This is a genomic window from Pseudomonas sp. Q1-7 (assembly GCF_028010285.1).
GTDB lineage: Bacteria > Pseudomonadota > Gammaproteobacteria > Pseudomonadales > Pseudomonadaceae > Metapseudomonas.
The window spans coordinates 2,970,320-2,996,164 of the sequence record NZ_CP116304.1 but is presented as its reverse complement, the minus strand read 5'-3'; the positions used below and the strand labels follow the sequence as shown (position 1 = coordinate 2,996,164).

The window sequence follows — 25,845 nt, the reverse complement described above, 5'->3', positions numbered from 1 at the left end:
TTCAGCCATGCCGCGCGCGGCTGGCCTGGACCACCCGCTGGGCGGGGATTCGCAGTTGCGCCAGCAGGTAGTCGGCGAATTCGGGGGCGAAGGGTTGCAAGGCAATGGCGCGTTCCATGCACCCGAGCCAGGCGTTGCCGAGGGCTTCATCGATGGGCCAGCGGGCATGGAAGGAGGGGATGGCGATGGAACCGTACTTGTCGCTGAATAGCTTCGGCCCGCCCAGCCAGCCGCTGAGGAAGCAAGCCAGCTTGTCGCGGGACGACTCCAGGCTTTCCGGGTGCAGGCGGCGCAGGTTGGCGGCTTCGGGCAGTTCGTCCATCAGTTGGTAGAAGTCGTCCACCAGCCGGCGCAGGCCGTCGATGCCGCCGGCGGCCTGGTAGGAGGCGTCGCCGGTACCGAAGGGTCGGTTCGTGCTCATGGGAAAAACCCTCGGGAATGCGGGGCCGGCATCATACCCGCCGCGGCAGCGGATGTCCGGCCGGCTGGTCGGCGCGATCTTCCAGGAACTCGGTGGGCGCGCGGCCGTCGGCGTTGAGTTGGAAGATGCGCGTGGGCCGCCCCTGGTCATCGAAAAACACCTGGCCGAGCCCGGCGGAGTTCCACAGGCGTTCGCCGGCTTCGCTGTGTTCCGGCGTGCGCGGACGCACCTTCATGGCGTGGCGCTTGGTGAACCAGTTCAGCGGCGAGCGCGGCGAGTAGAGCCAGCGGTTGAGGCGGTCGAACACGTCCAGCAGGCCACGCGGAAACTCGTTCTTGATCCCGCTGCTGGTGATCTGCCAGATGTTCGGCCCCTGCTGGCGATGGCGGATCAGCACGTCGTAGACGAAGGAGTAGTGCACGTCGCCGGAGAGAATCACGTAGGACCCCGGCGTGCGCGAATGGCGAAAGATATTGAGGATCACCTACGCCGCGCCGCGATGGGCCATCCAGTTCTCCGCATCCACCAGCAGCGGGTGGCCGAAGGCGCTGAATACCCGCTGCACCGCCTCGATCAGCTTGACCCCGAAGATCGGCGCCGGGGAGACGATGATGGCCGAGGGGTGGTCCAGCAGTTCCTGCTGCAGCTCGCTCAGTGCTTCCCAGTCCAGCAGGCCGGACGGCCGCCTGAGGGCGATCTCGCTGCGCCAGCGGCGGGTGCGGGTATCCAGTACGACCAGCGCCGGCGTGGTGGGCAGTACGTACTGCCAGCGATTGAAGCCGATCAGACGGTCGATCAGCCGGTCCAGCGCGGCGCTGTCCAGGAGGTTGTCGCGGCGGGCATCGAGACTCGGGGCCTGGACCTGCTCCAGCACCTCGGCGAAGGCATCGGGGTCGTTGCCCCAGCCCTGGCAGAGCAGGTAGGCCACCAGCGCGTTGCCGATGATGCGCTTGGAAAAGGGGTGGCCGTACGCGGTCAGTTCCCACTGGGCGGAGAGGTTCCAGTCGTCCGTGATGTCATGGTCGTCGAAGATCATCAGCGTCGGCAGGTGCGCCATGACCCGAGCGGCCCCCGCCAGACCATCGCGGAATCCGGCAGGCCTCCTCGCCCAGGGGATACTCGACGCCACCGTCCAGCGACAGCCGCAGCACAGGTGCGAGCGGGCGCGTCGCCACCAGCCAGAACACCAGGCGGCGGGCTTCGATGCGGCGTAGCAGGGGACCGGCGAGGACGGGGGGGAGGTTTGTGGACATCGGAACGACGGGCCTGTGAAAACGAGCGCGACAGGATACCGCGCCGAGCCGTGTCCGGTGGGGATCAGCGCGTGATTTTCAGGTTGGTTTAAGGCTGCGGATCTGACACCGCTGGTGGGTTTCGCTTCGCTCTACACCACCCTACGATCAGCGCCGGTGGGCACCGCGTAGGATGGGTAGAGCCTGCGAAACCCATCGGGCAAGGTGATCAGGCGTCGGCCAGGATCAGGTCGGCGCCTTTCTCGGCCACCATCATGGCGGCAGCGTTGGTGTTGCCCGAGGTCACGTTGGGGAAGATCGACGCATCGACGATGCGCAGGCCCTGGATGCCGTGCACGCGCAGCTGCTTGTCCACTACCGAAGTGTCCTGGTCGCTGCCCATGGCGCAGGAGCCGCACAGGTGGTAGATGGAGCCCGAGTTCTCGCGGAAATACTGCAGCATGCCGGCGTCGTCATGGACGCTGGGGCCGGGCAGCACCTCTTCCACGGTGATCTTCTTCAAGGCCGGGGCGTTCATGATCTTGCGGATCAGGCGGCTGCCCTGGATCACTTCGTCCACGTCCTTCTGGGTGCTCAGGTAGTTCGGGCGGATCAGCGCGGCGTCCGCCGGGTTCTTCGAGGCGATCTCGATGCTGCCTCGGCTGGTGGGGCGGCAGGGATTGAAGCAGAGCAGGAAGCCGGAGTAGGGCTCGGGCTTGAGGCTGGCCTTGTTGTTCTTCGGGATCTGGTACGACAGCGGGTTGAAGTAGAGCTGCAGGTTCGGGTGCTCCAGGTCGTCTTCGCCGCGGAAGAAACCGCCGGCCTGGTTCACGCTCATGGACAGCGCACCCTTGCGGGTCAGCAGGTACTGGATGCCCAGTTTCACCTGGCCCAGCAGCGAGCTGAGCTCGTCGTTGAGCGTGGGCACATTGGCCTTGTAGTAGTAGCTGACGCAGAGGTGGTCCTGCAGGTTCTGGCCCACCGCCGGCAGGTGGTGCACCAGGGGAATGCCGTGCTGCGCCAACAGGCCCTGGTCGGCGACGCCGGAGAGCTGCAGCAGCTTGGGTGTGTCCACCGCGCCGGCGGCGAGGATGACTTCCTTGCGCGCACTGAAGCTGCGCTGCACGCCGTGCTGGTTGATGAGCACGCCGGTGGCGCGGCGCTGCGCGTCGAACAGCACGCGTTCGGTCAGGGCGTGGTGTTCGATGGTCAGGTTCGGCCGGCCCAGGGCCGGGTGCAGGTAGGCGAAACTGCTGGAGCAGCGCTGGCCGTTCTTCGTATTGACGTCATAGAGGCCGGCGCCTTCGAAGTGCTTGCCGTTGAAGTCCTCGCTGCGCGGGTAGCCCAGCTCCTCACAGCCCTGGATGAAGGTGTCGCAGATGGGGTGGGTGTGGCCCTTCATCGGGCTGATGCGGATCGGGCCGCTGGCGCCGTGGTACTCGGTGTCGCCCAGGGGGTGGCTTTCCAGCTTCCTGAAGTAGGGCAGCACGTCCTTGAACGACCAGCCCTCATTGCCGTTGGCCGCCCAGTCGTCGAAGTCATGGGCCTGGCCGCGCACGTAGATCATCGCGTTGATCGAGCCCGAACCGCCCTGCACCTTGCCGCGTGGCGCGTAGATGCTGCGGCCGGCCAGTTCCTTCTCGGGCTGGCTGTAGTACATCCAGTTGTAGGTGGGGTTGTAGTACATCTTGGCGAAACCCACCGGCACCTTGAACCAGGGCGAGCTGTCCCTGCCGCCGGCTTCCAGCAGCAGCACGGAGTGCTCGCCGGAAGCGCTCAGGCGATTGGCCAGGATGCAGCCGGCGGAGCCGGCGCCCACGATGATGTAGTCGTACGTCATGAATCGATACCGCGTCGTTCGTTGGGTCGGCCCCGAGCGGGGGCTGGTTACCCTCACCCCGGCCCTCTCCCAAAGGGAGAGGGCGACAAGCGAGGGAGAGGGGAGCACAAGTCAGGTCAGCCCTTGGCGGGCGCGGTGTCGCGCACGTCCACGGGGTTGGGGGCCATCTGCAGGTGCAGGCGGTCGCCGGTGTAGGGCGAGTGCCGGCGCACCACGTCCAGGTCCAGTTCCACACCCAGGCCAGGCTCCTTCGAGGGGATGATGTAGCCGTCTTCCCACTGCAGCGGCTTCTTCAGCACTTCGGCGTGGAAGCCGCCCCAGGTCTCGATGCTTTCCTGGATCAGGAAGTTCGGCGTGCACGCGGCCAGTTGGAAGCTGGCGGCGGCGCCGATGGGCCCGTTATAGAGGTGCGGGGCGATCTGCGCGTAGTAGGCCTCGGCCAGGCTGGCGATCTTCTTCGCTTCCAGCAGGCCGCCGCAGCGGCCGACGTTCATCTGCAGGATGGAGGCGCCGCCGGCGGCCAGCAGTTTGTGGAACTCGTACTTGGTGGTCAGCCTTTCACCGGTGGCGATGGGGATGCGGGTCTTCGCCGCGACCTGGGCCATGGCCGCTTCCTGGCCCGGTGGGATGGGTTCCTCGAACCACAGCGGGTCGTACTTTTCCAGGCGCTGGGCAAGGCGGATGGCCGAAGAGGGCACCATCTGTCCGTGGGTGCCGAACAGCAGGTCGCACCTGTTACCCACGGCGTCGCGGATCGTGCGGCAGAAGGTCTCGCAGCGCTCCAGCACGTCCAGGGAAATCTGGTGCCCGGAGAAGGCGGTGTAGGGGCCGGCCGGATCGAACTTCAGGGCAGTGAAGCCCAGTTCCATGTTTTTCACCGCGCACTCGGCAGCGAGGTCCGGGTCGTCGTAGTCGTACTCGCCCTGGCTGTTGACCGGGTAGAGGTAGGTGTAGGCGCGCAGGCGTTCGTTCACCAGGCCGCCGAGCAGCTCGTAGACCGGCTTGTCGGCGGCCTTGCCGATGATGTCCCAGCACGCCATTTCCAGACCGGATACCACGCCCATCATGGTCAGGTCCGGGCGCTGGGTGAAGCCGCTGGAGTAGGCCCGGCGGAAGAAGCGCTCGATATGGTGCGGGTCCTGGTTCAGCAGATAGCGCTCGAACACGTCCTCGATGACCGGCACCATCGCCTTGGGGTGGAAGGTGGCGGCGTAGATCTCACCGACGCCTTCGATGCCGCAGTCGGTCTTCAGTTGCACGAACAGCCAGTACATCCCGCCGATATGGGGCGGCGGAACGGCGACCACATGGGTCTGGAGGGAAACGATCTTCATGGTCAGTGGCCTGCCTTGTTGCCAATGCGCTTCTGGAGGGTGAGGGCGGCGATCACGCCGAGGGTGCCGATGACGGCGATGTAGCCGAAGTAGATCTGGTAGCCGAGGAAGCCGGGGAAGGCGTCAGCGATCCAGCCATTGACCAGCGGAATGAACACGTCGGGCGAATAACCCACCACCGAGATGATGCCGATGGCCAGGCCCGTGATGCGCAGGGGAATCTGGCAGTTATCGAGGATCGCCCAGTACAGGCCGCGGATGGCATAGGTCAGCAGGCCGATGAAGATGACCAGGGCGATCAGCACGGCGAGGCTGTTCAGCGCGGGGAAGACGATCAGGCCGAGCATGCCGAGGGTCGCCAGCGCCAGGGCGGCGATCAGCACCGAAATATTGGAGAACTTGTCGCCCAGGTAGCCGCCGCCGATGCCGCCGATGGGGCGCATCCAGAGTTTCACCGTGGTGATGGTGCCAGCCATCACGGCGCTGAGGCCGAAGCCACCTTCCTGGAGGTAGGCGGAGAAGCTGTAGGTGGCCCAGAAGATGTGGTAGCCGCAGAACACGATAGCCGCCACCAGCCACAGTTCGGGGATGCGCGCGAGGGTCTTGAGGTCGCGCAGCAGGTTGTTCTTCTGGTGTTCGGCGGGGCTGTCGTCCTCGACGCGCGCCTTCGGGTCCCTGACGCCGAGCATCAGCACGCCGATGACGATGCAGGTGGCGGCGTAGAGGTACACCACATGGGTGAAACCGACTTTCACCGACTGGCCCTGGGTTTCGGTGGCATAGGCGAACAGGGCGATGGCGACGGTCGCCAGCAGGGCTTCCACCAGGCCGCGGCCGCCGTCGAGGACGCCGAAGAAACGGCCCTGCTCGGAATGCCGGGCGATCATCTTCACCCGCTTGATCACCGAGGCCCAGAAGGTCAGGCCGGTGCTGATGCCCCAGCCGGCGTAGATCACCAGCAGGCTGTCGAAGCCCGGTGCGGTGGAGTACCACAGGGCCAACAGGCCGGTGGTCACCAGGGAAAAGCTGATCAGGTAGCGCGGTGCGATGCGGTCGGCCAGCCAGCCGCTGGGCAGGTAGCTGACCAGGAACAGGGTGCCGAGCATGGAATAGAGGTAGCCCAGCTCGGTGTTGCTGATGGCGAACACCTCCAGCATGGTGCTCTGGTACACCTGGCGCAGGTAAAGCACGGGGTAGATGGCGCCGGCGGCCAGCACCAGCAGCATGAGTTGGATGTAGCGCTGGGCCTTGCCGTTCTCGTGGGTGCCGGCAAGGTCGGCGATCTGGGCAGAAGTTCGGGACATCTGGGTATCCTCGGGCACCCGCGAAGGCGCCTGTTCAATGATTGTTCTTGTTGGATGACCCTGCACGGCCGCCCGGACGTGCAGGGTTTGAAGCCAGGATCAGTACTTCATGACCACCAGGCGGGTCTGGGTGAACTCGAGCATCCCGTGCTTGCCGTCGTCGCCGCCGAGGCCGGAGCGTTTCCAGCCGGCGTGGAAACCCTGGTAGGGGTCGGCCGGGGTGCGGTTGATGTAGAGCTCGCCTGCCTCGATGGTGTTGGCCACCTTCATCGCGGTGCGGTAGTTCTCGGTGTAGAGCACCGAGGCCAGGCCGAACTGGTGGTCGTTGGCCAGGGCGATGGCGTCGTCGATATCGCGATAGCGGAGCACCGGCATGATCGGGCCGAAGCTTTCCTCGCGGATGATTTCCATGTCCTGGCGGCAGCCGCTGAGCAGGGTGGCCGGGTAGAAATGGCCGGGGCCGTCGGGCAGTACGCCGCCGGTTTCCAGCACCGCGCCCTCGGCCAGGGCGCGCTGCACCAAGCCGTGGATATGCTCGCGCGCCTTACGGTTCACCAGCGGCCCCATCAGGCCCGCGTCCCTGGCGCGATCGCCGATGCGCACGGCAGCCATTTTTTCCTTGAGCAGGGCGAGGAAGCGATCATGCACGGCGTCCTGCACGTAAACCCGCTCGATGGCGGTACAGAGCTGGCCGCAGTGGGTGGTCTTGGATCGCACCAGGTCGCTGGCGGCTTTCTCCAGGTCGGCGTCGGCCTCGATGATCGCCGGGGTCTTGCCGCCCAGTTCCAGGGACGGTTTGGCGATGTTCTCCTTGCAGTACTCCAGCACGGTGCGCCCGGCATTGACGCTACCGGTGAGGGTGATCAGGCCAACGGACGGCTGGGTGCAGAGCACGCCAGCGGTGGCGTGATCCATGGTCAGCAGGTTGAACACGCCGGCCGGCAGCCCGGCCTGCTGCGCCGCACGGGCGATCTCGAAGGCCGAGGTGGGGGTGTTGTTGCTCGGCCGCACCACCACTGTGTTGCCGGTAATGAGTGCCGGCGCCACTTTGCGCAGCAGGGTGTAGACCGGGTAGTTGAAGGGAATCAGGCAGGCGACCACGCCAATCGGCTCACGCTGCAGCAGCAGGGTTTCATCGGGGGTGTCGCTGGGAATCACCTCGCCCTCGATGCGTCGCGCCCACTCGGCATGGTAGCGGGTGATCTCGGCGGCGTAGCGCGCCTCGTTGCTGGCGTCCGCCAGGCTCTTGCCGGATTCGGCGGCCAGGGCGGCGCCAATGACGTCGGCGTTGGCCACCAGGGCGTCGGCGAAACGACGCAGGTGCTCGGCGCGCTCGATGCTGGTCAGTTTGCCCCAGCGTTTCTGTGCAGCGGCGGCCACCTCCACGGCGTGGCGCGCCTCGTCGGCGCTGGCGGCCGGCACCTGGGCGATCAGTTCCTCGGTGGCCGGGTTGTACACGGCGATACGGGCATCGCGGGCGGGTTCGACGAACTGGCCGTCGACGAAATTTCGATCCTGTCGCATGGGTTTCTTACCTGGTTTGAAGCGGGTTTTCGTGAATCCACACGATCGCTCGCGCTGGAAAGCGCAGCCGATCGTGCTCAGAACACGTCCAGGGGGTACTGGGTGATGATCCGCACTTGGTCGACGTCGCCATCGGCCTGCGCCGCATTGGCGCGGTGGACGGTCTGCTGCACGGCGATGGAAAGGTTCTTGGCCGGGCCGTCCTGGACCAGGTACTTGATCTCGATGTCGCGTTCCCAGTGCTTGCCGCCGTCGCCGAGCACCGCGTAGTAGGCGTAGGCCCCGTTGGGGTCGACCTTCGAGTTATCGATGTCGGTGCCGCGCAGGTAGCGGGTCATGACGCTCAGGCCGGGAACGCCCAGCGCGGCCATGTCGAAGTCGTAGCGCAGCTGCCAGGAACGTTCGTTGGGCGAGTTGAAGTCGGAATACAGGACCGAGTTGGCGAGGTAGATCGAATCGCCGTCGCCCAGGTAATCGAAGGGCTGGTCGCCGTCGATGCGCTGGTGCGCGACCATGAAGCGGTGTGCGCCGAGGCGCAGGCTGGCATAGGCGCTCCAACTGTCGGTATCGATCTCGCCGGCGCGGGCGCTGCCTTCGTCGCGGGTGCGGTAGAGGTTGGCGCCCAGGGCCAGGATGCCGTCATCGGTCAGGCTGAACTGATGGCCGAGGCTGACGTAGGACTGGTTCCAGACATCCTCGAACTGCGCCTGGTAGAGGCTCAGCAGGGTGCCGCCAGCGAATTCGTAATCACCGCCCAGGTAGCTGGCCGAACCATAGGTGGTGCCGCCGTATTCGGTGGTCATCTCGCCGTCGTGGTTGCTGCTGGCCTTGTTGCGCGCCGAATGCAGGTGCCCGCCCTGGAGGATCAGGCCGTCGATGGAGGCATTCTGCAGTGAAGCGCCACGGAAGCTCTGGGGCAGCAGGCGGCCGTCGCCGCGCTGGAACACCGGGGTGATGGGAAACAGGTCGCCCAGCTTCAGTTCGCTGTCGAAGGCGCGCAGTTTGAGGGCGGCGCCGGCGGCGGAGTAGTCGTCTTCGGCATGGCGCTGGCTGTCCAGCGGCAGCAGGTTGGTCCCCGAGGTGCCGCCACCGCTGTCCAGCTTCACGCCGAGCAGGGCGTGGGCGTCGACACCCACGCCGACCGTGCCCTGGGTATAGCCGGAGCTGTAGAAACCCTGGAAACCCTGGGCCCACTCCTCGCGATAGCTCTGCTGGCGGCCGTTGAACAGGCCATCGCCACGGCTGCGGAAATCACGGTTGAAGTAGAAGTTGCGGTTGATCAGCTTGAGCGAGCTGCCTTCGAAGAAGCCTTCCGCAGGCTTGGCGTCCTCAGCGGCCATGAGTGGCAGGCTGCACAGCAGCAGGGTGGCGGCGGACAGTCCGGGCAGGGCACGAGACGGGTAGGGCACGTTGACGATCCTCGAATTGTTGTTGTGTGAGGGTGCGCCAGTGTTGTTCGCCGCGAGCCGGTGAACAAACGATTAAATTCGGGGTGAAACATTCGAAAAACGCATGTTACTGGCGAGTCATGCCTATGAGATTTTGTCATGGCCCCTTGCGTTTTTATGGTTACTGGCGGTGCGGTGGGCGGTGCTAAAAATCGCTGCGGCTGGATCCACCGGCCCGGCTCTCCCAACAACAACAACGAGCACCGCAACCATGAATGTCCTATCCCGCCTCGGGTTCAGGCCTGCCTACGGCTGCCTCGGCGCGCTGTTGCCGTGGGTTGAGACCGTTCCTTTCCGCTCCCCTCCGTCGCGTTTTCCCCTGCGCTCCCAGCCCGCCATCGCGTGCGGGTGAGGCACTGCGGCGTACCCGACTTTTACGCAACCTCCCGAGGATGACTGCCATGAAACAACTCGACCTCTATATCGGCGAAGGCTTCGAAGGCCCCGGCGTCAACGCCGCCCACATCAACATCCTGATCGGTCCGCGCAACGGCCCGGCCGGCCAGGCGTTCGCCAACAGCCTGGCGTCGCCCAGCCAGGGCCATTGCCCGTTCATGGTCATTGCCCAGCCCAATGTGCCGGTCAAGCCCATGACCCTCTACGTGAACAAGGCCGAGATCAGCGGCGACCTGCATGCCAACGCCACCTGGGGGGCGTCCCAGGCCGGCATCGCCAAGGCCGTCACCGAGGCCCTGCTGGACGGCACCCTGCCGCCGGAGGCCGAGGACGAATGGGCCATCGTCACCGCCAACTGGGTCAACCCCGCCTGCGACGACCTGGATGCCGTCTACCTGAACAACTACAACGCCTGCCGCACCGCGATCCGCGCGGCGCTGTCCGGTCTGCCATCCCGCGCCCAGCTGGCCGACGTGGCGGGAGCTATCGCCAACCCGTTCTACACCCCGAAAGCCTGAGGTGGTCGCCATGCAATACACCCGTCTCGGCCATTCCGGCCTGCAGGTTTCCAAGCTCTGCCTCGGCACCATGAACATGGGCACCCCCCAGTGGAAGCCCTGGATCTTCGACGAACAGAAGAGCGAGCCGATCATCCGCCACGCCCTGGACAAGGGCGTGAACTTCATCGACCTGGCCGACTTCTATTCCGCCGGCGTGGGCGAAGAAGTGGTGGGGCGCATCCTCAAGCGCCTGGTGCGCCGCGAGGACGTGGTGGTCACCACCAAGGTCGGCTACGGCACCCGCGAAGGGATCAACGCCAGCGGCCACTCGCGCAAACACATCCTCGATAGCATTGACGCGTCGCTGACGCGCCTGGGCATGGATTACGTCGACCTCTACATGCTGCATTTCTTCGACCTGAATACCCCGGTGGAAGAGACCATGGAGGCCCTGAACGACATCGTCAAAGCCGGCAAGGCGCGCTACATCGGCGTCTCCACCATGCTCACCGGCCAGTTGGCGAAAATCCTCATGGCCTGCGAGCGCAATGGCTGGGTCAAGCCGATCAACATGCAGTTGCAGCTGAATTGCGCCTACCGCGAAGAAGAGCGCGAGATGATCCCCTTCTGCCGCGACCAGGGCCTCGGCGTCTCGGTGTTCAGCCCGCTGGCACGCGGACTGCTGACCGGCGACGCGCAGTCCACCCGCAACCAGACCGACTTCTTCACCCAGCAGATGTACGCCGACGAGGCGTCCTTCGAGATCGCCCGTTCGGTGCAGCGCGTGGCTCGCGCCCGTGGCGTTTCCAACGCGCAGATCGCCCAGGCCTGGGTGCTCAACCATCCGGGCGTGGACTGCATGCTGGTGGGCGCCGACTCCACCGAGCAGTTCGACAGCGCCCTGGCCGCCCTGGAAACCCGCCTGGACGCGGAAGAACGCTATGAGCTGGAGCGCAACTACACCCCCTGCGACCTGATCAACGACTACACCGCCGGCCAGCGCATCCTCCGCGTCGCCCGCCCGGCCCGCGAAGCGTTCCAAGCGCAGGAGGCCGTGGCATGAGCCGGTTGCTGCGCAAGGGGCATTACATCGACGGCCGCTGGCTGGAGGAGGGCGCCCACTACGCGGTGCGCAACCCGGCCAACGGCGAGCTGATCGCCGAAGTGGCGCGCGGCGGGGCCGAGGCGACCCAACTCGCCCTCGGCGCCGCCGAACGCGCCCTGCCGGGCTGGCGGGCGCTCACCGCCAAGCAGCGCAGCCAGGCGTTGCGTCGCTGGGCCGAGGGGATGCTGGCCAGTCAGCGCGAGCTGGCCGAGCTGCTCAGTCGCGAACAGGGCAAGCCGCTGGCCGAGGCCATGGGCGAGGTGGTCTACGCCGCCAGTTTCCTCGAGTGGTTCGCCGAGGAGGCCAAGCGCGTCTATGGCGACGTGATCCCCAGCCACAAGACGGATGCACGCATCATCCTGACCAAGGAGCCGATAGGCGTTGTGGCGGCCATCACGCCCTGGAACTTCCCCCTGGCCATGGTCACCCGCAAGGTGGGCCCGGCCCTGGCGGCGGGCTGCACGATGATCCTCAAGCCCTCTGAAGAAACGCCGCTGTCCGCCTTCGCCCTGGCCGTGCTGGCCGAGGAGGCGGGCATCCCGGCCGGGGTGTTCAACATCGTTTCCGGCGACGCCCCGGCTATCGGCGCTGCCCTGCAGGCCTCCGCCAGCGTGCGCAAGCTGAGCTTCACCGGCTCCACCCGCACCGGCAAGCTGCTGATGCGCCAGGCGGCGGACACCCTGAAGAAAGTCTCGCTGGAGCTGGGCGGTAACGCCCCCTTCATCGTCTTCGACGACGCCGACATCGACGCGGCGGTGAAGGGCGCCATGGCGTCCAAGTTCCGCAACACCGGGCAGACCTGCGTCTGCGTCAACCGCTTCTTCGTCCAGGACGCGGTGTACGAGGCCTTTACCCGCAAGCTCGCCGAGGCCGTGCGCGCCCTGCGCGTCGGCGCCGCCCTGGAAGGCGAGACCGAGCAGGGCCCGCTGATCAACGAAGCGGCCCTGGCCAAGGTGGAGCAGCACGTGGGCGATGCCCTGGAGAAGGGCGCGACGCTGATCTGCGGCGGCCGTCGCCACGCCCTGGGCGGCACCTTCTTCGAGCCGACCGTACTGGGCGACGCCACGCCGGACATGCTCATCGCCAGCGAAGAAACCTTCGGCCCTGTCGCCGCCTGCTTCCGCTTCAAGGACGAAGCCGAGGTGCTGGCCCGCGCCAACGACACGCCCTACGGCCTTTCCGCCTACTTCTACAGCCGCGACATCGGCCGCGTCTGGCGCGTGGCCGAAGGCCTGGAAGCGGGGATGGTGGGCATCAACGAAGGGATCATTTCCACCGAAGTGGCGCCCTTTGGCGGCATCAAGGAATCAGGCCTGGGCCGCGAAGGCTCGAAGTACGGAATCGAGGACTACCTGGAGATCAAGTACGTGCTGATGGGCGGCCTCTGACGCCCCTGTCGCGGGACTCATCCGGAGTCCCGCTCCCAACACCACGCCACGGCGTACAACAAGAAACGGGAGATAAACATGACACACACCACCAAGCTGGATGACGTCCCGCTGGGCCGGTTCCATATCAAGATCGCCGGCCTCACCTTCGGCGCCCATTTCACCGATGGCTACATCCTCGGCCTGATCGGCATTGCCTTTACCCTGATCAGCCCGCAGATGCAGCTCGATCCGTTCTGGCAGGGGCTGATCGGCAGCTCGGCGCTGATCGGTCTGTTCCTCGGCAGCCTGTTCTTCGGCTGGATATCCGACTACGTCGGGCGGCAGAAGATCTTCGTCGTCAGCTTCGTGCTGATTACCCTGGCCTCGGTGCTGCAGTTCCACGCCGAAAGCGCCATGCAGTTGTTCCTGCTCAGGGTGCTGATCGGCATCGGCCTGGGCGGCGACTACAGCGTCGGCCATACGCTGCTGGCGGAGTTCGCACCGAAGAAGCATCGCGGGGTGTTGCTCGGCTCGTTCAGCGTGATCTGGACCTTCGGCTATGTGGCCGCCACCTTCATCGGCACCGCGATGCTCAGCCTGGGCGACGATGCGTGGCGCTGGATGCTGGCCTCTTCGGCGATTCCCGCCGCGATCATCCTGATCGCCCGCATCGGCACCCCGGAATCGCCGCGCTGGCTGGTGAACCAGGGGCGCGTCGAAGAAGCCCGGGCCATCGTGCACAAGCACATCGGCCCGCACGTCGAACTGGAGGACGAACGCCCGCAGCAGCGGCAGGGCGGCTATGCCGTGCTGTTCAGCCGTGAGTACCGCAAACGGACCGCCTTCAACTGCCTGTTCTTCATCTGCATCGTGATGCCGTACTTCGCCATCTACACCTTCCTGCCGTCGATCCTGGCGAAGATGGGCCTGGCCGAAGGCATGGGTACCGAAATGATGCTCAACGCGCTGCTGGTGCTGGGCGCCCTGGCGGGCATCTGGTGCACGGTGAAGTTCAGCCGGCGCGGCTTCCTCATCGGCTCCTTCTGGGTCCTCGCCGCCTCGTTGTTCCTGCTGGTGGCCATGCCTGGCAGCGCGACCTGGGCAATGGTGGCGTTGTTCGGCGTCTTCACCCTGGTGCTGTCGGCGGTGAGCAACCTGGTGGGCGTGTTTCCGGCGGAAAGCTTCCCGACCGACGTGCGCGCCAGCGGCGTGGGTCTGGCCACCGCCGCCAGCCGCCTGGGCTCGGCCATCAGCACCTTCCTGCTGCCGGTGAGCGTGGCCGGCATCGGCCTCAACCCGACCATGGCGGTGCTGGGCGGTGTGCTGGTGTTCGGGGCCCTGGTGTCGTGGGCCTGGGCGCCGGAAACCAAGGCCCTGTCCCTGACCGAAGCCGGCCAGGCCGAGGAGGGTGAAGGCAAGGCGGCCGCTGGCATGACCGCAGGTGGGTCGCTCTTGTAGGGTGTGGCCGGGCCATGCGAAGCCCAACGAGCGGCCCCGTCGCCCGCCAACGTTGGGTTTCGCTGCGCTCTACACCAACCTACGCGGGAACGGGCTGGGGCTGAACGTAGGATGGGTAGAGGCACGAAACCCATTGTTTCGTGGCGTTGGGTTTCGCTGCGCTCTACACCAACCTACGCGGGAGCGGGCTGGGAGCGGGACGTAGGATGGGTAGAGGCACGAAACCCATCGTTTCGTGGCGTTGGGTTTCGCTGCGCTCTACACCAACCTACGCGGGAGTGGACTGGGAGCTGAACGTAGGATGGGTAGAGGTACGAAACCCATCGTTTCGTGGCGTTGGGTTTCGCTGCGCTCTACACCAACCTACGCGGGAACGGGCTGGGATCTGGACGTAGGACGGGTAGAGGCACGAAACCCATCGTTTCGTGGCGTTGGGTTTCGCTGCGCTCTACACCAACCTACGCGGGAGTGGACTGGGAGCTGAACGTAGGATGGGTAGAGGTACGAAACCCATCGTTTCGTGGCGTGTAGTGGTCTACTGATCCCGGACACCGATTTAGGCGAAAATCCTCGCCGTGAAAGAGGTGTCTGATGAGCAAGCAACGACGTACGTTTTCCGCCGAGTTCAAGCGAGAGGCAGCGGCCTTGGTACTGGATCAAGGCTACAGCCATATCGAAGCCTGCCGTTCGCTGGGCGTCGTGGACTCGGCATTACGCCGCTGGGTGAAACAGCTCCAAGATGAGCGCCAGGGAGTCACCCCGAAGAGCAAGGCGCTGACGCCCGAGCAGCAGAAGATCCAAGAGCTGGAAGCCCGGATCAACCGGCTGGAGCGGGAGAAAGCGATATTAAAAAACCGCCTCCCCGGCGCACCGCGCCCCATTGGGCTAGAAACACGACCACTACACTGACAGCGCTGGACAGTGGTCGTCTGCTTTTTGGAGGCTCAGTCCCCGTCAAAAAACCTGACCCAGGGGAAGCTGCGGACCCGTGAGTGGTGGCGCGTTTCGTGACCCCGTTTAGGAATGTGATCTGATCCGAGTCCCCGTCCAGTACATCCGGTAAGTGGAGGGTTCTCATGAAAACGTCCAGTTCACAGCGGCAGGGTCTGCCAGTGATTCACCAGCGTGCAGCCGGCATCGACATCGGATCGCGCTTCCATGTGGTGGCCGTGCCCATCGATCTCGCCGAAGAGCCGGTGCAAACCTTCAAGGCGTTTACCGCCGACCTGGAGCGCATGGCCGCTTGGCTGGTCGAGCTGGGCGTCACCACGGTGGCGATGGAGTCGACCGGGGTGTATTGGATTCCGGTTTACGAGATTCTCGAGAGCCACGGTTTGCACGTCGTGCTGGCCAATGCGCGCGATGCCCGCGCTGTGCCTGGGCGCAAGACCGACGTCAACGATGCGCAGTGGATCCAGCGTCTGCATGCCTGTGGCTTGCTGCGGGCCAGTTTCCATCCCGAGCGCGAGATCGCAGCGTTACGCAGTTATCTACGTTTGCGCGAACGCCACCTCGATTACGCCGCGGCGCATATCCAGCACATGCAGAAGGCGCTCACCCACATGAACCTGCAATTGCAGCATGTGGTCGCCGACATTACCGGGGCCACCGGCATGCGCATCATCCGGGCGATCGTCGCCGGCGAGCGCAACGCGGCGACACTGGCAACCCTGCGCGATACCCGCTGCAAGTCGAGCGTTGAGACCATCCAGAGTGCCCTGGTGGGCAATTACCAGCCGGAACATGTGTTTGCCCTGGCGCAGGCATTGGCCATGTACGACGCCTATCAGGCGCAGCTTGAAGTCTGCGACCAGCAGATTGCCGAGAGCCTGCAGCGGCTCGCCCGGCAGCGCCCCTCACCCAGTGAACCGCTACCGAAGCCACGCCACCGCGCGCGACAGCCGAACGCGCTCAACTTCGATGTCCGTGTCTTGCTCTATCAACTGGTCGGCGTCGATCTGACCCAGATCCACGGCATCGGCCCCTACCTGGCACTGCGGTTAGTCGCCGAGTGCGGTACCGATCTGAGCCGCTGGCGTACCGCCCAGCACTTCACCTCCTGGCTGACCTTAGCGCCGGGTTGCCGGATCAGCGGCGGCAAAGTGCTCTCGGCACACACGCGCAAGACCAAGAATCGGGTGACAGCCCATCTCCGGTTGGCTGCCGTAACCACTGGCAGAACGAACACGGCGTTGGGCGCTTTTTATCGACGCTTGTCGGCGCGTATCGGCAAGGCCAAGGCGGTGACCGCCACGGCGCGCAAGATCGCCATCCTGTTCTACAACGCGATGCGCTTCGGCATGGCTTATCAGGATCCGGGAGCCGACCACTATGAGCAAAAATATCGCGAGCGCGTGGTCAGAGGCCTGCACCGGCGAGCAGCCGAATTCGGCTTCACGCTACAGGCCGTCGAAGGTGTTTCTTAGGAAGGCTACCGCTCTCTTGATGTCAGACGAACTCGATCGTACGCGCTGATAGACCAGTTGAGTGAGCAGGAGCCGGTAGAGGTGGTCTGTTCAGCCTTCGATGTGGCGCGCTCTTGCTACTACGCCCATCGTCTTCGATGTCGCCGTATCGATGCTCGCCGCGTGGCGCTACGCAGCCAGGTCAATCAGTTGTTCAGTCAGAGTCGAGGCTCGGCCGGAAGCCGGAGCATCTTGGGCATGCTGCGCGAGAGTGGCGAGACGATTGGCCGTTTTCGTGTACGCCGGCTAATGCGTGAACTGGGCCTGGTCAGCAAGCAGCCGGGCTCGCACGCCTACAAGCAAGCCACTGTTGAACGACCAGATATTCCGAATCGGCTGAATCGCGAGTTCACGACCGAAACTCCCAATCAGGTCTGGTGTGGCGACATCACCTATGTCTGGGCGCAAGGTCGCTGGCATTACCTGGCCGCAGTGCTGGATCTACATACCCGTCGGGTAGTTGGCTGGGCGTTCTCGGCCAAACCGGATGCCGAGTTGGTAATCAAGGCCCTGGACATGGCTTACGAGCAACGCGGCAAGCCACAACAGGTAATGTTCCATTCGGATCAGGGCAGCCAGTACGCCAGCCGCCTGTTCCGCCAGCGGCTGTGGCGTTACCGGATGCAGCAGAGCATGAGCCGTCGGGGTAATTGCTGGGACAACTCGCCGATGGAGCGCCTGTTCCGAAGCCTGAAGTCGGAATGGGTACCAACGACCGGATACCTGACCGCCCAGGAAGCTCAACGGGACATCAGTCATTACCTGATGCACCGTTACAACTGGATCAGGCCGCATCAGTTCAACGACGGACTGCCACCTGCGGTGGCCGAAGAAAAACTTAACCCACTGTCCGGAATGGGTTGACCACTACAGCGTTGGGTTTCGCTACGCTCTACACCAACCTACGCGGGAGCGGGCTGGGAGCTGGACGTAGGATGGGTAGAGGTACGAAACCCATCGTTTCGGGGTGTTGGGTTTCGCTGCGCTCTACATCAACCTACGCGGGAGTGGGCTGGGAGCGGGACGTAGGATGGGTAGAGGCACGAAACCCATCGTTTCGTGGCGTTGGGTTTCGCTGCGCTCTACACCAACCTACGCGGGAACGGGCTGGGAGCTGAACGTAGGATGGGTAGAGGTACGAAACCCATCGCTGTTGGGACACGCTACGCTCGGCGCCAGCCTGCGGCGGAAGAATTGCCTGATTTCATCCCGCGCTCTGCGCGTCCAGCCATTCGCAGAACAGCATCACCTTCGACAGCCCCTGGCTGCCGGCCGGTACATCCAGCCAGTAGCCATAGGGCCCCGAGACTTCGACCGGGCTGATGGGCAGCAACTGCCCGGTGGCCAGTTCATGCTCGATCATCCGCCGGTCGATCACCGCCAGGCCTCCGCCAGCCAGCGCGGTGTGGATGACCTGGTCGAGGGTGCTGAACTCCAGGCCCTGGCTCGGATCGACGTCGTCCCTGCCGTTGGCTTCCAGCCAGTTTTCCCACACCTGCAGGTGGCGGCCCTCGTGAATGATGTGCAGCAGCGGATGGGCGCTCAGCGCGGGTGGCAGGCCGTTGTCGAACAGCTCCGGGCTGGCCACGGCGATATGCCGCTCCAGCAGCAACAACCGACTCTGCCAACCGGCCGCCGCCTGCAGGCCGAAGCGGATGCGGCAGTCGATCTCGTTCGGGTTTTCGGGCCCGGCGTCATTGCGCACGCTGAGGGCGATATCCGGGTAGCGCTGGTTGAACCGCCGCAAGCGCGGCGACAGCCAGCGGGTCGCGTAGGTGGGGGGCGCGAGGATGCGCAGGCGCTGGCGCAGATTCGGTATGCGAACCCCTTGCAAGGCCTGCTGCATGCGGTCGAAGGCGTCGGCCAACTGCGGCACCAGGGCGGCCCCGGCGGGGGTCAGGCTGAGCCCTTGGGGCGTCCGTACGAACAGCGCGACGCCCAGGTATTCCTCCAATTGCTTGATCTGCCGGCTGACGGCGCCCTGGGTCACGTTAAGCGCCAGGGCGGCGCGGCTGAAACTGCTGTGGCGGGCGACTTCCTCGAACACCCGCAGGGCATTGAGCGATGGCAGCTCACGCATGGACGCTGTCCCCGCCGCTGGCTGCGGTGGACGGTTCCAGGGCCCGCATCGACAGCCACAGTTCCTGCTGCAGCCATTCGCGGAATACCTGCAAGGCCGGGGATTCGGCCTGTTCCGGGCGGGTCACCAGCCAATAGGACTGGTGGCCCTCCACATGCACATTGAGCACCTGGGTGAGCCGCCCCGTGGCCAGCTCGCGGGTCACCATGTGCCAGTCGGCAATGGTGATGCCAAGGCCATCGACGGCGGCCTGGATGGCCAGGTCCAGCAGGTCGAATTCGTAGCCGCCCTGGGTATCCACGCCTTCGATCCCGGCGGCGTCCAGCCAGTGGCGCCAGGTCTGGTAGCGGCGTTCTTCGGTAGAGAGCACGTGGAGCAGGGTGAGATGGTCGAGGTCGGGTGTCTCGCCGACGTCCTGGCGGCTCGCCAGCAGGCCGGGGGAACAGACCGCGATGTGCCGCTCGTGCATCAGCAGGGTGCTGTCCAACTGCTCCCATTCGCCGTTGCCGAAGCGGATGGCACAGTCCAGGGTGCCGCGCTCCACCAGGCTGTCCTGCAGGCGGGTGGTGATGCTCAGCTCCAGTTCGGGATGCTGTTCGCGCAGGCGGCCCAGCCGTGGCAGCAGCCAGCGGCTGGTAAAGGTCGGTGGGGCGTTGACGCGCAGACGCTTGAGATGGCCCTTCTGCTGGATACCGCGCACCGCCATTTCGATGCGGTCGAAGGACTGGTTCAACGCGTTGAGTAGCACACGGCCGGCGCGGGTCAGTTCCAGATGGTGATGGCGGCGCACCAGCAGGGCTTCGCCGACCTGTTCTTCCAATTGGCGCACCTGGCGGCTGACGGCGCTCTGGGTGACGTTGAGCAGCTCGGCTGCGCGGGTGAAGCTGCCGGTGGTGCCGGCGATCTCGAAAGCTTTCAGCGCATTGAGCGCGGGCAACCTGCGTTTCAATTCGGACTCTTCTTGTTCGCTGCGCGGCGGCGGACGCCGAGGTGGGGCAGCATATCGCGAACCGTGGAGCGCTACAGCCGGGAACGGAAACGGCTTGAAAAAAACTCAGCCGAAGCGTGCGATAAAATCGATTGTCAGCTTGCGCAGACGGCTTCTAGGATTTCCTCCACCCGCGCTGGCGCCCCCGGCAGCCAGCCGCCCAGTCCTGATGGAACGGCCTGCCCACGGAGGCAACCATGCTTCAGGTTCTGCTTGAATGCCCACTGGCCCTCGACGTCCCAGGCACACTCCCCGAAGCCCATTCCGGCTCCCCCTGATTCCCTCCCGCCCGTCCCCCCCCTCCAGGGCCGACCGACGCCCTGGCCTACTCTGGATCGCCCGCGACGACGGGCGGCCGTCCGACCTGATGAGAAGACATGGGAGGCGTTATGGCCCTCACCCTGAAGATCAATGGCACCGAACACAGCGTCGATGTCGACCCCGACACGCCGCTGCTCTGGGTCCTGCGTGACGTGCTGGGCATGACCGGGACCAAGTTCGGCTGCGGCATGGCCCTGTGCGGGGCCTGCACGGTGCATATGAACGGTGCTGCGGTGCGTTCCTGCGTGATGCCGGTGAGCAGCATGATCGGCGCCGAAATCACCACCATCGAAGCGATTGGCGACAGCGAAGTCGGCAAGCGTGTGCAGGACGCCTGGCTGGCCCGGGAAGTGGTGCAGTGCGGCTACTGCCAATCCGGGCAGATCATGTCCGCCAGCGCGCTGCTGGCCAGCAACCCGAACCCCAGCGACGCCGAGATAGACGGCGCCATGTCCGGCAACATCTGCCGCTGCGGCACCTACTTGCGCATTCGCGAGGCCATCAAGGTTGCCGCACAGACCAAACCCAAGGCGGAGGATGCGGCATGAACGACCTCTCTTCCTTTGCCCCAGGCCTCAGTCGGCGGAGCTTTCTCAAGGTGGGTGCCGCCGTGGGTGGTGGCCTGCTGATCAGTTTCACGCTGCCGGGCCTGATGGGCGAGGCGCAGGCGGCGGAGGGCGAGTTCAGCCCCAACGCCTACATCCGCATCGACCGCAACGGCCAGGTGGTCTTCATCATCCAGCCGGTGGAAATGGGGCAGGGCACCTACACCTCCATGCCGGCGCTGATCGCCGAGGAGCTTGAAGTACGCCTCGACCAGATCGTCGTCGAGCACGCGCCGGCCGATGACAAGCGTTACTCCAACCCCATGCTCGGCTTCCAGGTCACCGGCGGCTCCACCTCGGTGCCGGCCAACTGGAAACCCCTGCGCCAGGCCGGCGCCACTGCGCGAGTCCTGCTGGTCACGGCCGCCGCCCAGCAATGGTCGGTGCCGGTGGACAGTTGCCGCGCCGAGAACGGCACCGTGGTGCATGCCGAGAGTGGCCGCACGCTCGGCTATGGCGAACTGGTGGACGCCGCCGCGCAGTTGCCGCTGCCGGGCGAGGTGCCGCTCAAGGACCCGTCGCAGTTCAAGCTGATCGGCACGTCCGCCAAGCGCACCGATACGCCGGACAAGGTGCGCGGTAAGGCAATGTATGGCATCGACGCCCGCCCCGAAGGGGTCAAGGTTGCCGCGCTGACCATCTGCCCGGTGATCGGCGGCACCCTGGCCGAAGTGGACGACGCGCCGGCGATGGCGATCAATGGCGTGCGCAAGGTGGTGCGCACCCAGGATGCGGTGGCGGTCATCGCCGACCACACCGGCGCCGCGCGCAAGGGTCTGGCGGCCTTGCAGATCAAGTGGAACGAAGGCGAGAACGGCAAGGTGTCCAGCGCCGAACTGCTGAAGAACATCGCCGAGGCCTCCAAGGGCGAGGGCGCCCAGGCCCGCGCCGAAGGCAATGTGCAGGACGCCATGGGCAAGGCGGCGAAGAAGGTCGAAGCGACCTACCAGGTGCCCTTCCTCGCCCATGCCTGCATGGAACCGGTCAACTGCACCGCCCACGTGCGCAAGGATGGCTGCGACCTCTGGGTCGGTATCCAGGTGCCGACGCGGGCCAAGGCCCTGGCGGCCCAGCTCACCGGCCTGCCCGAAGACGCGGTGCAGGTGCATAACCAACTGCTCGGGGGTGGCTTCGGCCGGCGCCTGGAGACGGACTTCGTCGGCCATGCGGTGGAGGTGGCCAAGCAGGTGGACTACCCGGTGAAGGTGATCTATTCCCGCGAGGAAGACACCCGCCACAGCTCCTTGCGGCCGTTCCACTACAACCACCTGGCCGCAGGCCTGGACGAGCAGGGCCGGCCCATCGCCTGGACCCACAAGGTCACCGGTGGCTCGATCCTTGCGCGCTGGGCGCCGAGCCTGTTCAAGAATGGCGTGGACGGCGACGCGGTGCGCGACGCCTGCGGCCCCTACGCCTTCCCCAACCTGGCCGTGCATTACGTGCGCCACGAGCCACCCAAGGGCATCACCCCGGCGTTCTGGCGCGGTGTGGGCCACACCCAGAACGCCTTCATGGTGGAAGGCTTCATGGACGAGCTGGCGGCGATGAACAAGGCCGACCCCTTCAGCTACCGCTACCCGCTGCTGGAGAAGCACCCACGGGCCGTCAAGGTGCTGGAGACCCTGCGCGAGAAATCCGCCTGGGATTCGCCGCTGCCGGCCGGCCACGGCCGTGGCCTGGCGCTGACCTACTGCTTCGGCACCTATGCGGCGCAGGTGGCGGAAGTCAGCGTGGATGCCAATGGCACGGTCAAGGTGCTCAAGGTCACCTGCGTGGTGGACTGCGGCATTCCCGTCAACCCCGACTCGGTGGTGGCGCAGATGGAAGGCGGCACCTTGTTCGGCCTGACGGCGGCGCTGTTCGGCAACATCACCTTCAAGGACGGCCGGGTGGAGCAGGGCAACTTCGACAGCTATCGCCTGCTGCGCCTGAACGAAGCGCCGCCCATCGCGACTCACCTCATCAACAGCGGCGAATCTCCCGGCGGCATGGGTGAAGTCTCCACCGTGGTCATCGCCCCGGCGGTGGTCAACGCCATCTTCGCCGCCACCGGCAAACGGCTGCGGTCCTTGCCCATCGATCCGGCGGAGCTTAAGCAGGCGTAGGGACGGCTCCTTCACCGATCTGAGGGGTTTCGCAGGCTCTACCCATCCTACATGTGGACGCAGCCGTAGGATGGGTAGAGCGGAGCGAAACCCATCGTCAACACGTGCACGCGGCGCGCCCTACCGGGGCTGTACGCCCTTTGGGTTGATTAAAACTCAATCGATAGCGGTCTTTATATCGTTTGTCGGGCTCCCGCCCGGTGTCGACCATAGCTCCAGTCCAGAGCCGTTCTCGCGGCTGAAAACAACAGGAGGTCGACATGAACCCGCTGCCATCCCTCTGGGGGGCCGATAGCCCCTCGCGCCTGCTTGGCTCCCGCCATATCGCCAGTGGCGAACTCGTATTCCCGGCGCTGCCCGGTCACTCGCCGCTGGCTGACCAGTATCAGGTCGAAGCCCTGGCCGGCGAGGGCGAGCTGTACAGCTTCACCCTCATCCACCCGAGCCCGAAGAGCGGCCTCGCGCCCTTCGCCCTGGGCTACCTGGACCTCGAAGGCCCGTTGCGCCTGTTCGGTCGCATCACCGGCGGTGAGCGCCCGGTGATCGGCGGCCGCTACCGCATCCTGCCCGACGACACCTATGGCTATGTATTCGAATCCCTGGAGGCCCGCCAATGAGCCAGATGCATGTAATGGGCGGCGCCATGACCCGCTTCGGCCGTCACCCGGGCGTGATGGCGCCGGAGCTGGCGCAACAGGCGATCCTCGCCGCGGTGGCCGACGCCGGTGTCGAACTCAAGGATATCCAGGCGATCTACTGCGCCAATGTGCTGGGTGGCATGATCCTCGGCCAGGTGATCCTGCGTGACCTGAACCTCGCCGGCATCCCGGTCTACAACGTCGAGAACGCCTGCGCCAGCGGCGCCACCGCCGTGCACCTGGCGCGCCACGCGCTGCTGGCGGGCCAGTACGAACGGGTGCTGGTGTTCGGCATCGAGCAACTCACCCAGCTCGGCGGCGGCACCATCCCGCTGCAACGCAACGACGAGAAGACCGACCTCTACGCCACCGCCGGGATGGTCCTGCCGGCGGTCTATGCCATGCGCGCCACGCGCTTCCTCCACGAGCGCGGCGCCAGTCCGGCGGACCTCGCCCGGGTGGCGGTGAAGAACCGCCGCCATGGTGCCCTCAACGAGTACGCCCAGCAGCGCAGCGAAGTGACCCTGGAAGAGGTGCTGGGCTCACGCATGATCGCCGACCCGCTGACCCTGCTGCAGTGCTGCCCGTCCCAGGTGGATGGCGCCGCCGCCCTGGTGCTGGGCAACCAGCCCGGCCCCCACGCCAGGGACGTGCGCGTGCTGGGTTCCGTCGTGGTTTCCGGCCTGCGCGAGGGCGCCCGCGACGACATCCTTGACGCCGAAATCACCGCCCGCGCGGCGCGCCTGGCCTACGAGCAGGCCGGGGTGGAGCCCCGCGATGTCGGCGTGGTGGAGCTGCATGACGCCTTCACCATCGCCGAACTCCTTTACTACGAGGCCCTGGGCCTGGCCCCCCACGGCGAGGCCGTGCCGCTGCTGCTGTCCGGGGCCACCGCCCTGGGCGGCCGGGTGCCGGTGAACCCCAGCGGCGGCCTGCTCGCCAAGGGGCATCCGCTGGGCGCCACCGGCGTCGCGCAGATGGTCGAACTGATGTGGCAGTTGCAGGGCCGGGCCCACGGCCGCCAGGCCGACAACCAGCCGCGCATCGGCGTTGCCCAGTGCACCGGCGGCGGTATCGCCGGTGTCGATCACGCCGCGTCTTCCGTTCACGTGCTGGGGGTGTGAGATGAGCGCGAATCGATTCCAGCAAGGCCAGGTGGCGGCCGTCACCGGCGCCGCCCGCGGCATCGGACTGGGCATCGCCACCCGCCTGGCGCGCCAGGGTGTGGCGGTGTATCTGCTGGACCGCGACGTGGCGGCCCTGCAGGACGCGGCCGAACGGCTGCGAGTCGAAGGCCTGGATGCCCATGGCATCGCCCTGGACCTGACCCAGGGCGGCGAAGTGGAGCAGGCCTTCGGGCAGATCCGCGAACGGTCCGGGCGACTGGACTTTCTGGTGAACAACGCGGGCGTGGTGCGCGACAAGCGTTTCCTGAAGATGACCGAGGACGACTGGGACCTGGTGGTGGATACCAACCTGCGGGCGCAGTTCCTCTGCTGCAAGGCAGCCTTGCCGCTGATGCTGGAGGCGGGCTTCGGGCGCATCGTCAACCTGTCCTCACGCGCCTGGCTGGGCGGCTTTGGCCAGGCTAACTATTCCGCCGCCAAGGGCGGGGTGGTGAGCCTGACCCGCAGCCTGGCCATCGAGTTCGCGTCCAAGGGCATCACGGTCAACACCGTCGCCCCGGGGATCGTCGATACGCCGCTGTTCCAGGCCTTCGAGCCGGAGGTGCAGGCGCGCCTGAAGGACACGGTGCCGGTCAAGCGCATCGGCGTGCCGGACGACATCGCCAATGCGGTGGAGTTCTTCCTCGACCCGGCCAGCGCTTACGTCACCGGCCAGACCCTGTATGTCTGTGGCGGGCGCAGCCTGTCCTCGGCCAGCGTGTAGGGAGGCCGCCATGTCCGTAAGCCTGCAGATCCGGGGCGCCGTCGCCCTGATCACCCTGGAGCGTCCCGACGCCCTCAACGCGCTCGACCTGGATGCCCTGCGTGCCCTGCGCGGGCACCTGGCGGAGGTCCGCGATCGCCGCGAGGTACGTGTGGCGATCCTCAGCGGGGCCGGGGAGCGCGCGTTCTGCGTCGGCGCCGACCTGAAACGCACCCGCGATTCGTCGGCGTCCTATGCCGAGGCGCTGTTCCTGGACAAGGAGCCGGCCGCCGAGGCCGGCCTCTATATCCGCCTGATGGATCTCGCCGACCTCGACCTGCGCAAGCCGCTGATCGCCGCGGTGAACGGCCACTGCCTCGGCGGCGGCCTGGAGCTGGCGCTGCAGTGCGACCTGCGCATCGCCTCCGGCAACGCCAGCTTCGGCCTGCCGGAGGCGGTGGTCGGTTCGATCCCGGCGGTGTCCGGCCTGCATCGCCTGCTGAAGGCGGTGCCGCCAGCCCATGCCATGCAGATGGCCCTGACCGGGCAACGCATCGACGCCGCCCAGGCATTGGCCATCGGGCTGGTCTCGGAAGTCGCCGACAGCCCGGCGGCGCTGCTCGACCGCGCGCTTGCCCTGGCCGAACGCGTTGCCGCCCAGGCGCCGCTGGCGATCCAGGCATTGCAGTCCCTGGCGCGGCAGACCGCGCACCTGTCGGATGCCGATGCCCAGCGCCTGACCGAACTCTACTGGGGCGTGCTGCGGGACACCGAGGACCGCCTGGAAGGTCGCGCGGCCTTCGCCGAGAAACGCCCGCCGCACTACAAGGGCCGCTAGGTCC

19 protein-coding genes and 3 pseudogenes are annotated in these 25,845 nt (G+C 66.0%); 13 read left to right on the top strand and 9 right to left on the bottom strand.

Annotation, left to right across the window (positions count from 1 at the left end; all coding sequences use genetic code 11):
* Position 1: 1 nt before the first annotated feature.
* The 7 genes and pseudogenes from PJW05_RS13745 to PJW05_RS13715 all read right to left on the bottom strand — a co-directional run bounded on the left by PJW05_RS13745 (position 2) and on the right by PJW05_RS13715 (position 9,043).
* A complete protein-coding gene (locus tag PJW05_RS13745; protein ID WP_271407573.1) occupies positions 2-421 on the bottom strand; it encodes a group II truncated hemoglobin in 420 nt (139 codons plus the stop codon).
* A gap of 31 nt (positions 422-452) precedes the next feature.
* Positions 453-1,511, bottom strand: a pseudogene (locus PJW05_RS13740) (alkaline phosphatase family protein); the annotation flags it as partial.
* A 371-nt stretch (positions 1,512-1,882) separates the two neighbouring features.
* On the bottom strand, positions 1,883-3,493 hold the full coding sequence (locus PJW05_RS13735) for a GMC family oxidoreductase (RefSeq protein ID WP_271407572.1): 1,611 nt from the start codon (positions 3,491-3,493) through the stop codon (positions 1,883-1,885).
* Positions 3,494-3,609: 116 nt separating this feature from the next.
* Positions 3,610-4,827: a mandelate racemase/muconate lactonizing enzyme family protein gene (locus tag PJW05_RS13730; protein WP_271407571.1), complete on the bottom strand. Its 1,218-nt coding sequence runs from the start codon at positions 4,825-4,827 to the stop codon at positions 3,610-3,612.
* Between the two features lie 2 nt (positions 4,828-4,829).
* Positions 4,830-6,131, bottom strand: a complete 1,302-nt coding sequence (locus PJW05_RS13725) for an MFS transporter (RefSeq protein WP_271407570.1) — start codon at positions 6,129-6,131, stop codon at positions 4,830-4,832.
* A 99-nt stretch (positions 6,132-6,230) separates the two neighbouring features.
* Positions 6,231-7,655 (bottom strand): aldehyde dehydrogenase, encoded by a 1,425-nt coding sequence (aldA, locus tag PJW05_RS13720; RefSeq protein WP_271407569.1) that lies wholly within the window; start codon positions 7,653-7,655, stop codon positions 6,231-6,233.
* A 77-nt stretch (positions 7,656-7,732) separates the two neighbouring features.
* Entirely contained in the window at positions 7,733-9,043 is a 1,311-nt protein-coding gene (locus PJW05_RS13715) for an OprD family porin (RefSeq protein WP_442969257.1), read from the bottom strand.
* A gap of 461 nt (positions 9,044-9,504) precedes the next feature.
* Here PJW05_RS13715 and fae point away from each other — a divergent pair, with 461 nt between their 5' ends.
* The 7 genes and pseudogenes from fae to PJW05_RS13680 form a co-directional block, all read left to right on the top strand.
* The gene (gene fae, locus PJW05_RS13710; protein WP_271407567.1) at positions 9,505-10,017 is read left to right on the top strand and encodes a formaldehyde-activating enzyme; all 513 of its coding nucleotides are present in this window, start codon (positions 9,505-9,507) and stop codon (positions 10,015-10,017) included.
* Positions 10,018-10,027: 10 nt separating this feature from the next.
* On the top strand, positions 10,028-11,062 hold the full coding sequence (locus PJW05_RS13705) for an aldo/keto reductase (protein WP_271407566.1): 1,035 nt from the start codon (positions 10,028-10,030) through the stop codon (positions 11,060-11,062).
* The gene (locus PJW05_RS13700; protein ID WP_271407565.1) at positions 11,059-12,492 is read left to right on the top strand and encodes an NAD-dependent succinate-semialdehyde dehydrogenase; all 1,434 of its coding nucleotides are present in this window, start codon (positions 11,059-11,061) and stop codon (positions 12,490-12,492) included. Before PJW05_RS13705 ends, PJW05_RS13700 begins: the two co-directional genes overlap by 4 nt.
* A 78-nt stretch (positions 12,493-12,570) precedes the next feature.
* Positions 12,571-13,932, top strand: a complete 1,362-nt coding sequence (locus PJW05_RS13695) for an MFS transporter (protein WP_271407564.1) — start codon at positions 12,571-12,573, stop codon at positions 13,930-13,932.
* A 591-nt stretch (positions 13,933-14,523) separates the two neighbouring features.
* Positions 14,524-14,784: pseudogene (locus PJW05_RS13690) on the top strand (transposase); the annotation flags it as partial.
* 224 nt (positions 14,785-15,008) lie between these two features.
* Entirely contained in the window at positions 15,009-16,358 is a 1,350-nt protein-coding gene (locus PJW05_RS13685) for an IS110 family transposase (protein ID WP_442969162.1), read from the top strand.
* A pseudogene (locus PJW05_RS13680) lies at positions 16,359-17,261 on the top strand (IS3 family transposase); the annotation flags it as partial.
* Between the two features lie 340 nt (positions 17,262-17,601).
* On the opposite strand, the gene PJW05_RS13675 reads toward PJW05_RS13680, so the two are convergent.
* Positions 17,602-18,477, bottom strand: coding sequence for a LysR substrate-binding domain-containing protein (locus tag PJW05_RS13675; protein WP_271407563.1), 876 nt, complete (start codon positions 18,475-18,477; stop codon positions 17,602-17,604).
* Positions 18,470-19,426, bottom strand: a complete 957-nt coding sequence (locus PJW05_RS13670) for a LysR substrate-binding domain-containing protein (protein WP_271407562.1) — start codon at positions 19,424-19,426, stop codon at positions 18,470-18,472. Before PJW05_RS13670 ends, PJW05_RS13675 begins: the two co-directional genes overlap by 8 nt.
* A 428-nt stretch (positions 19,427-19,854) precedes the next feature.
* Between PJW05_RS13670 and PJW05_RS13665 the strand changes: the two genes are divergently transcribed.
* From PJW05_RS13665 to PJW05_RS13640, 6 genes are all read left to right on the top strand, one after another.
* Positions 19,855-20,334 (top strand): (2Fe-2S)-binding protein, encoded by a 480-nt coding sequence (locus PJW05_RS13665; protein ID WP_271407561.1) that lies wholly within the window; start codon positions 19,855-19,857, stop codon positions 20,332-20,334.
* Positions 20,331-22,496, top strand: coding sequence for a xanthine dehydrogenase family protein molybdopterin-binding subunit (locus tag PJW05_RS13660; RefSeq protein ID WP_271407560.1), 2,166 nt, complete (start codon positions 20,331-20,333; stop codon positions 22,494-22,496). The genes PJW05_RS13665 and PJW05_RS13660 overlap by 4 nt, the downstream gene beginning before the upstream one ends.
* Before the next feature lie 260 nt (positions 22,497-22,756).
* On the top strand, positions 22,757-23,113 hold the full coding sequence (locus PJW05_RS13655) for a Zn-ribbon domain-containing OB-fold protein (protein WP_271407559.1): 357 nt from the start codon (positions 22,757-22,759) through the stop codon (positions 23,111-23,113).
* Positions 23,110-24,258 carry a thiolase family protein gene (locus tag PJW05_RS13650; RefSeq protein ID WP_271407558.1) on the top strand — a complete coding sequence of 383 codons (1,149 nt, stop codon included), beginning with the start codon at positions 23,110-23,112 and terminating at the stop codon, positions 24,256-24,258. The genes PJW05_RS13655 and PJW05_RS13650 overlap by 4 nt, the downstream gene beginning before the upstream one ends.
* A gap of 1 nt (position 24,259) precedes the next feature.
* Complete coding sequence (locus PJW05_RS13645; protein ID WP_271407557.1) at positions 24,260-25,024, top strand: SDR family NAD(P)-dependent oxidoreductase; 765 nt, start codon at positions 24,260-24,262, stop codon at positions 25,022-25,024.
* Positions 25,025-25,034: 10 nt separating this feature from the next.
* Complete coding sequence (locus PJW05_RS13640) at positions 25,035-25,841, top strand: enoyl-CoA hydratase/isomerase family protein (RefSeq protein WP_271407556.1); 807 nt, start codon at positions 25,035-25,037, stop codon at positions 25,839-25,841.
* Positions 25,842-25,845: the final 4 nt, after the last annotated feature.

What these genes read in the sequence shown, in the direction of transcription:
- PJW05_RS13645 (WP_271407557.1), top strand. Translation starts at nt 24,260, where the DNA reads ATGAGCGCGAATCGATTCCAGCAAGGCCAGGTGGCGGCCGTCACCGGC.
- aldA (WP_271407569.1), bottom strand. Translation starts at nt 7,655, where the DNA reads ATGCGACAGGATCGAAATTTCGTCGACGGCCAGTTCGTCGAACCCGCC.
- fae (WP_271407567.1), top strand. Translation starts at nt 9,505, where the DNA reads ATGAAACAACTCGACCTCTATATCGGCGAAGGCTTCGAAGGCCCCGGC.
- PJW05_RS13700 (WP_271407565.1), top strand. Translation starts at nt 11,059, where the DNA reads ATGAGCCGGTTGCTGCGCAAGGGGCATTACATCGACGGCCGCTGGCTG.
- PJW05_RS13675 (WP_271407563.1), bottom strand. Translation starts at nt 18,477, where the DNA reads ATGCGTGAGCTGCCATCGCTCAATGCCCTGCGGGTGTTCGAGGAAGTC.
- PJW05_RS13730 (WP_271407571.1), bottom strand. Translation starts at nt 4,827, where the DNA reads ATGAAGATCGTTTCCCTCCAGACCCATGTGGTCGCCGTTCCGCCGCCC.
- PJW05_RS13735 (WP_271407572.1), bottom strand. Translation starts at nt 3,493, where the DNA reads ATGACGTACGACTACATCATCGTGGGCGCCGGCTCCGCCGGCTGCATC.
- PJW05_RS13705 (WP_271407566.1), top strand. Translation starts at nt 10,028, where the DNA reads ATGCAATACACCCGTCTCGGCCATTCCGGCCTGCAGGTTTCCAAGCTC.
- PJW05_RS13665 (WP_271407561.1), top strand. Translation starts at nt 19,855, where the DNA reads ATGGCCCTCACCCTGAAGATCAATGGCACCGAACACAGCGTCGATGTC.
- PJW05_RS13685 (WP_442969162.1), top strand. Translation starts at nt 15,009, where the DNA reads ATGAAAACGTCCAGTTCACAGCGGCAGGGTCTGCCAGTGATTCACCAG.
- PJW05_RS13725 (WP_271407570.1), bottom strand. Translation starts at nt 6,131, where the DNA reads ATGTCCCGAACTTCTGCCCAGATCGCCGACCTTGCCGGCACCCACGAG.
- PJW05_RS13640 (WP_271407556.1), top strand. Translation starts at nt 25,035, where the DNA reads ATGTCCGTAAGCCTGCAGATCCGGGGCGCCGTCGCCCTGATCACCCTG.
- PJW05_RS13745 (WP_271407573.1), bottom strand. Translation starts at nt 421, where the DNA reads ATGAGCACGAACCGACCCTTCGGTACCGGCGACGCCTCCTACCAGGCC.
- PJW05_RS13695 (WP_271407564.1), top strand. Translation starts at nt 12,571, where the DNA reads ATGACACACACCACCAAGCTGGATGACGTCCCGCTGGGCCGGTTCCAT.
- PJW05_RS13655 (WP_271407559.1), top strand. Translation starts at nt 22,757, where the DNA reads ATGAACCCGCTGCCATCCCTCTGGGGGGCCGATAGCCCCTCGCGCCTG.
- PJW05_RS13650 (WP_271407558.1), top strand. Translation starts at nt 23,110, where the DNA reads ATGAGCCAGATGCATGTAATGGGCGGCGCCATGACCCGCTTCGGCCGT.
- PJW05_RS13660 (WP_271407560.1), top strand. Translation starts at nt 20,331, where the DNA reads ATGAACGACCTCTCTTCCTTTGCCCCAGGCCTCAGTCGGCGGAGCTTT.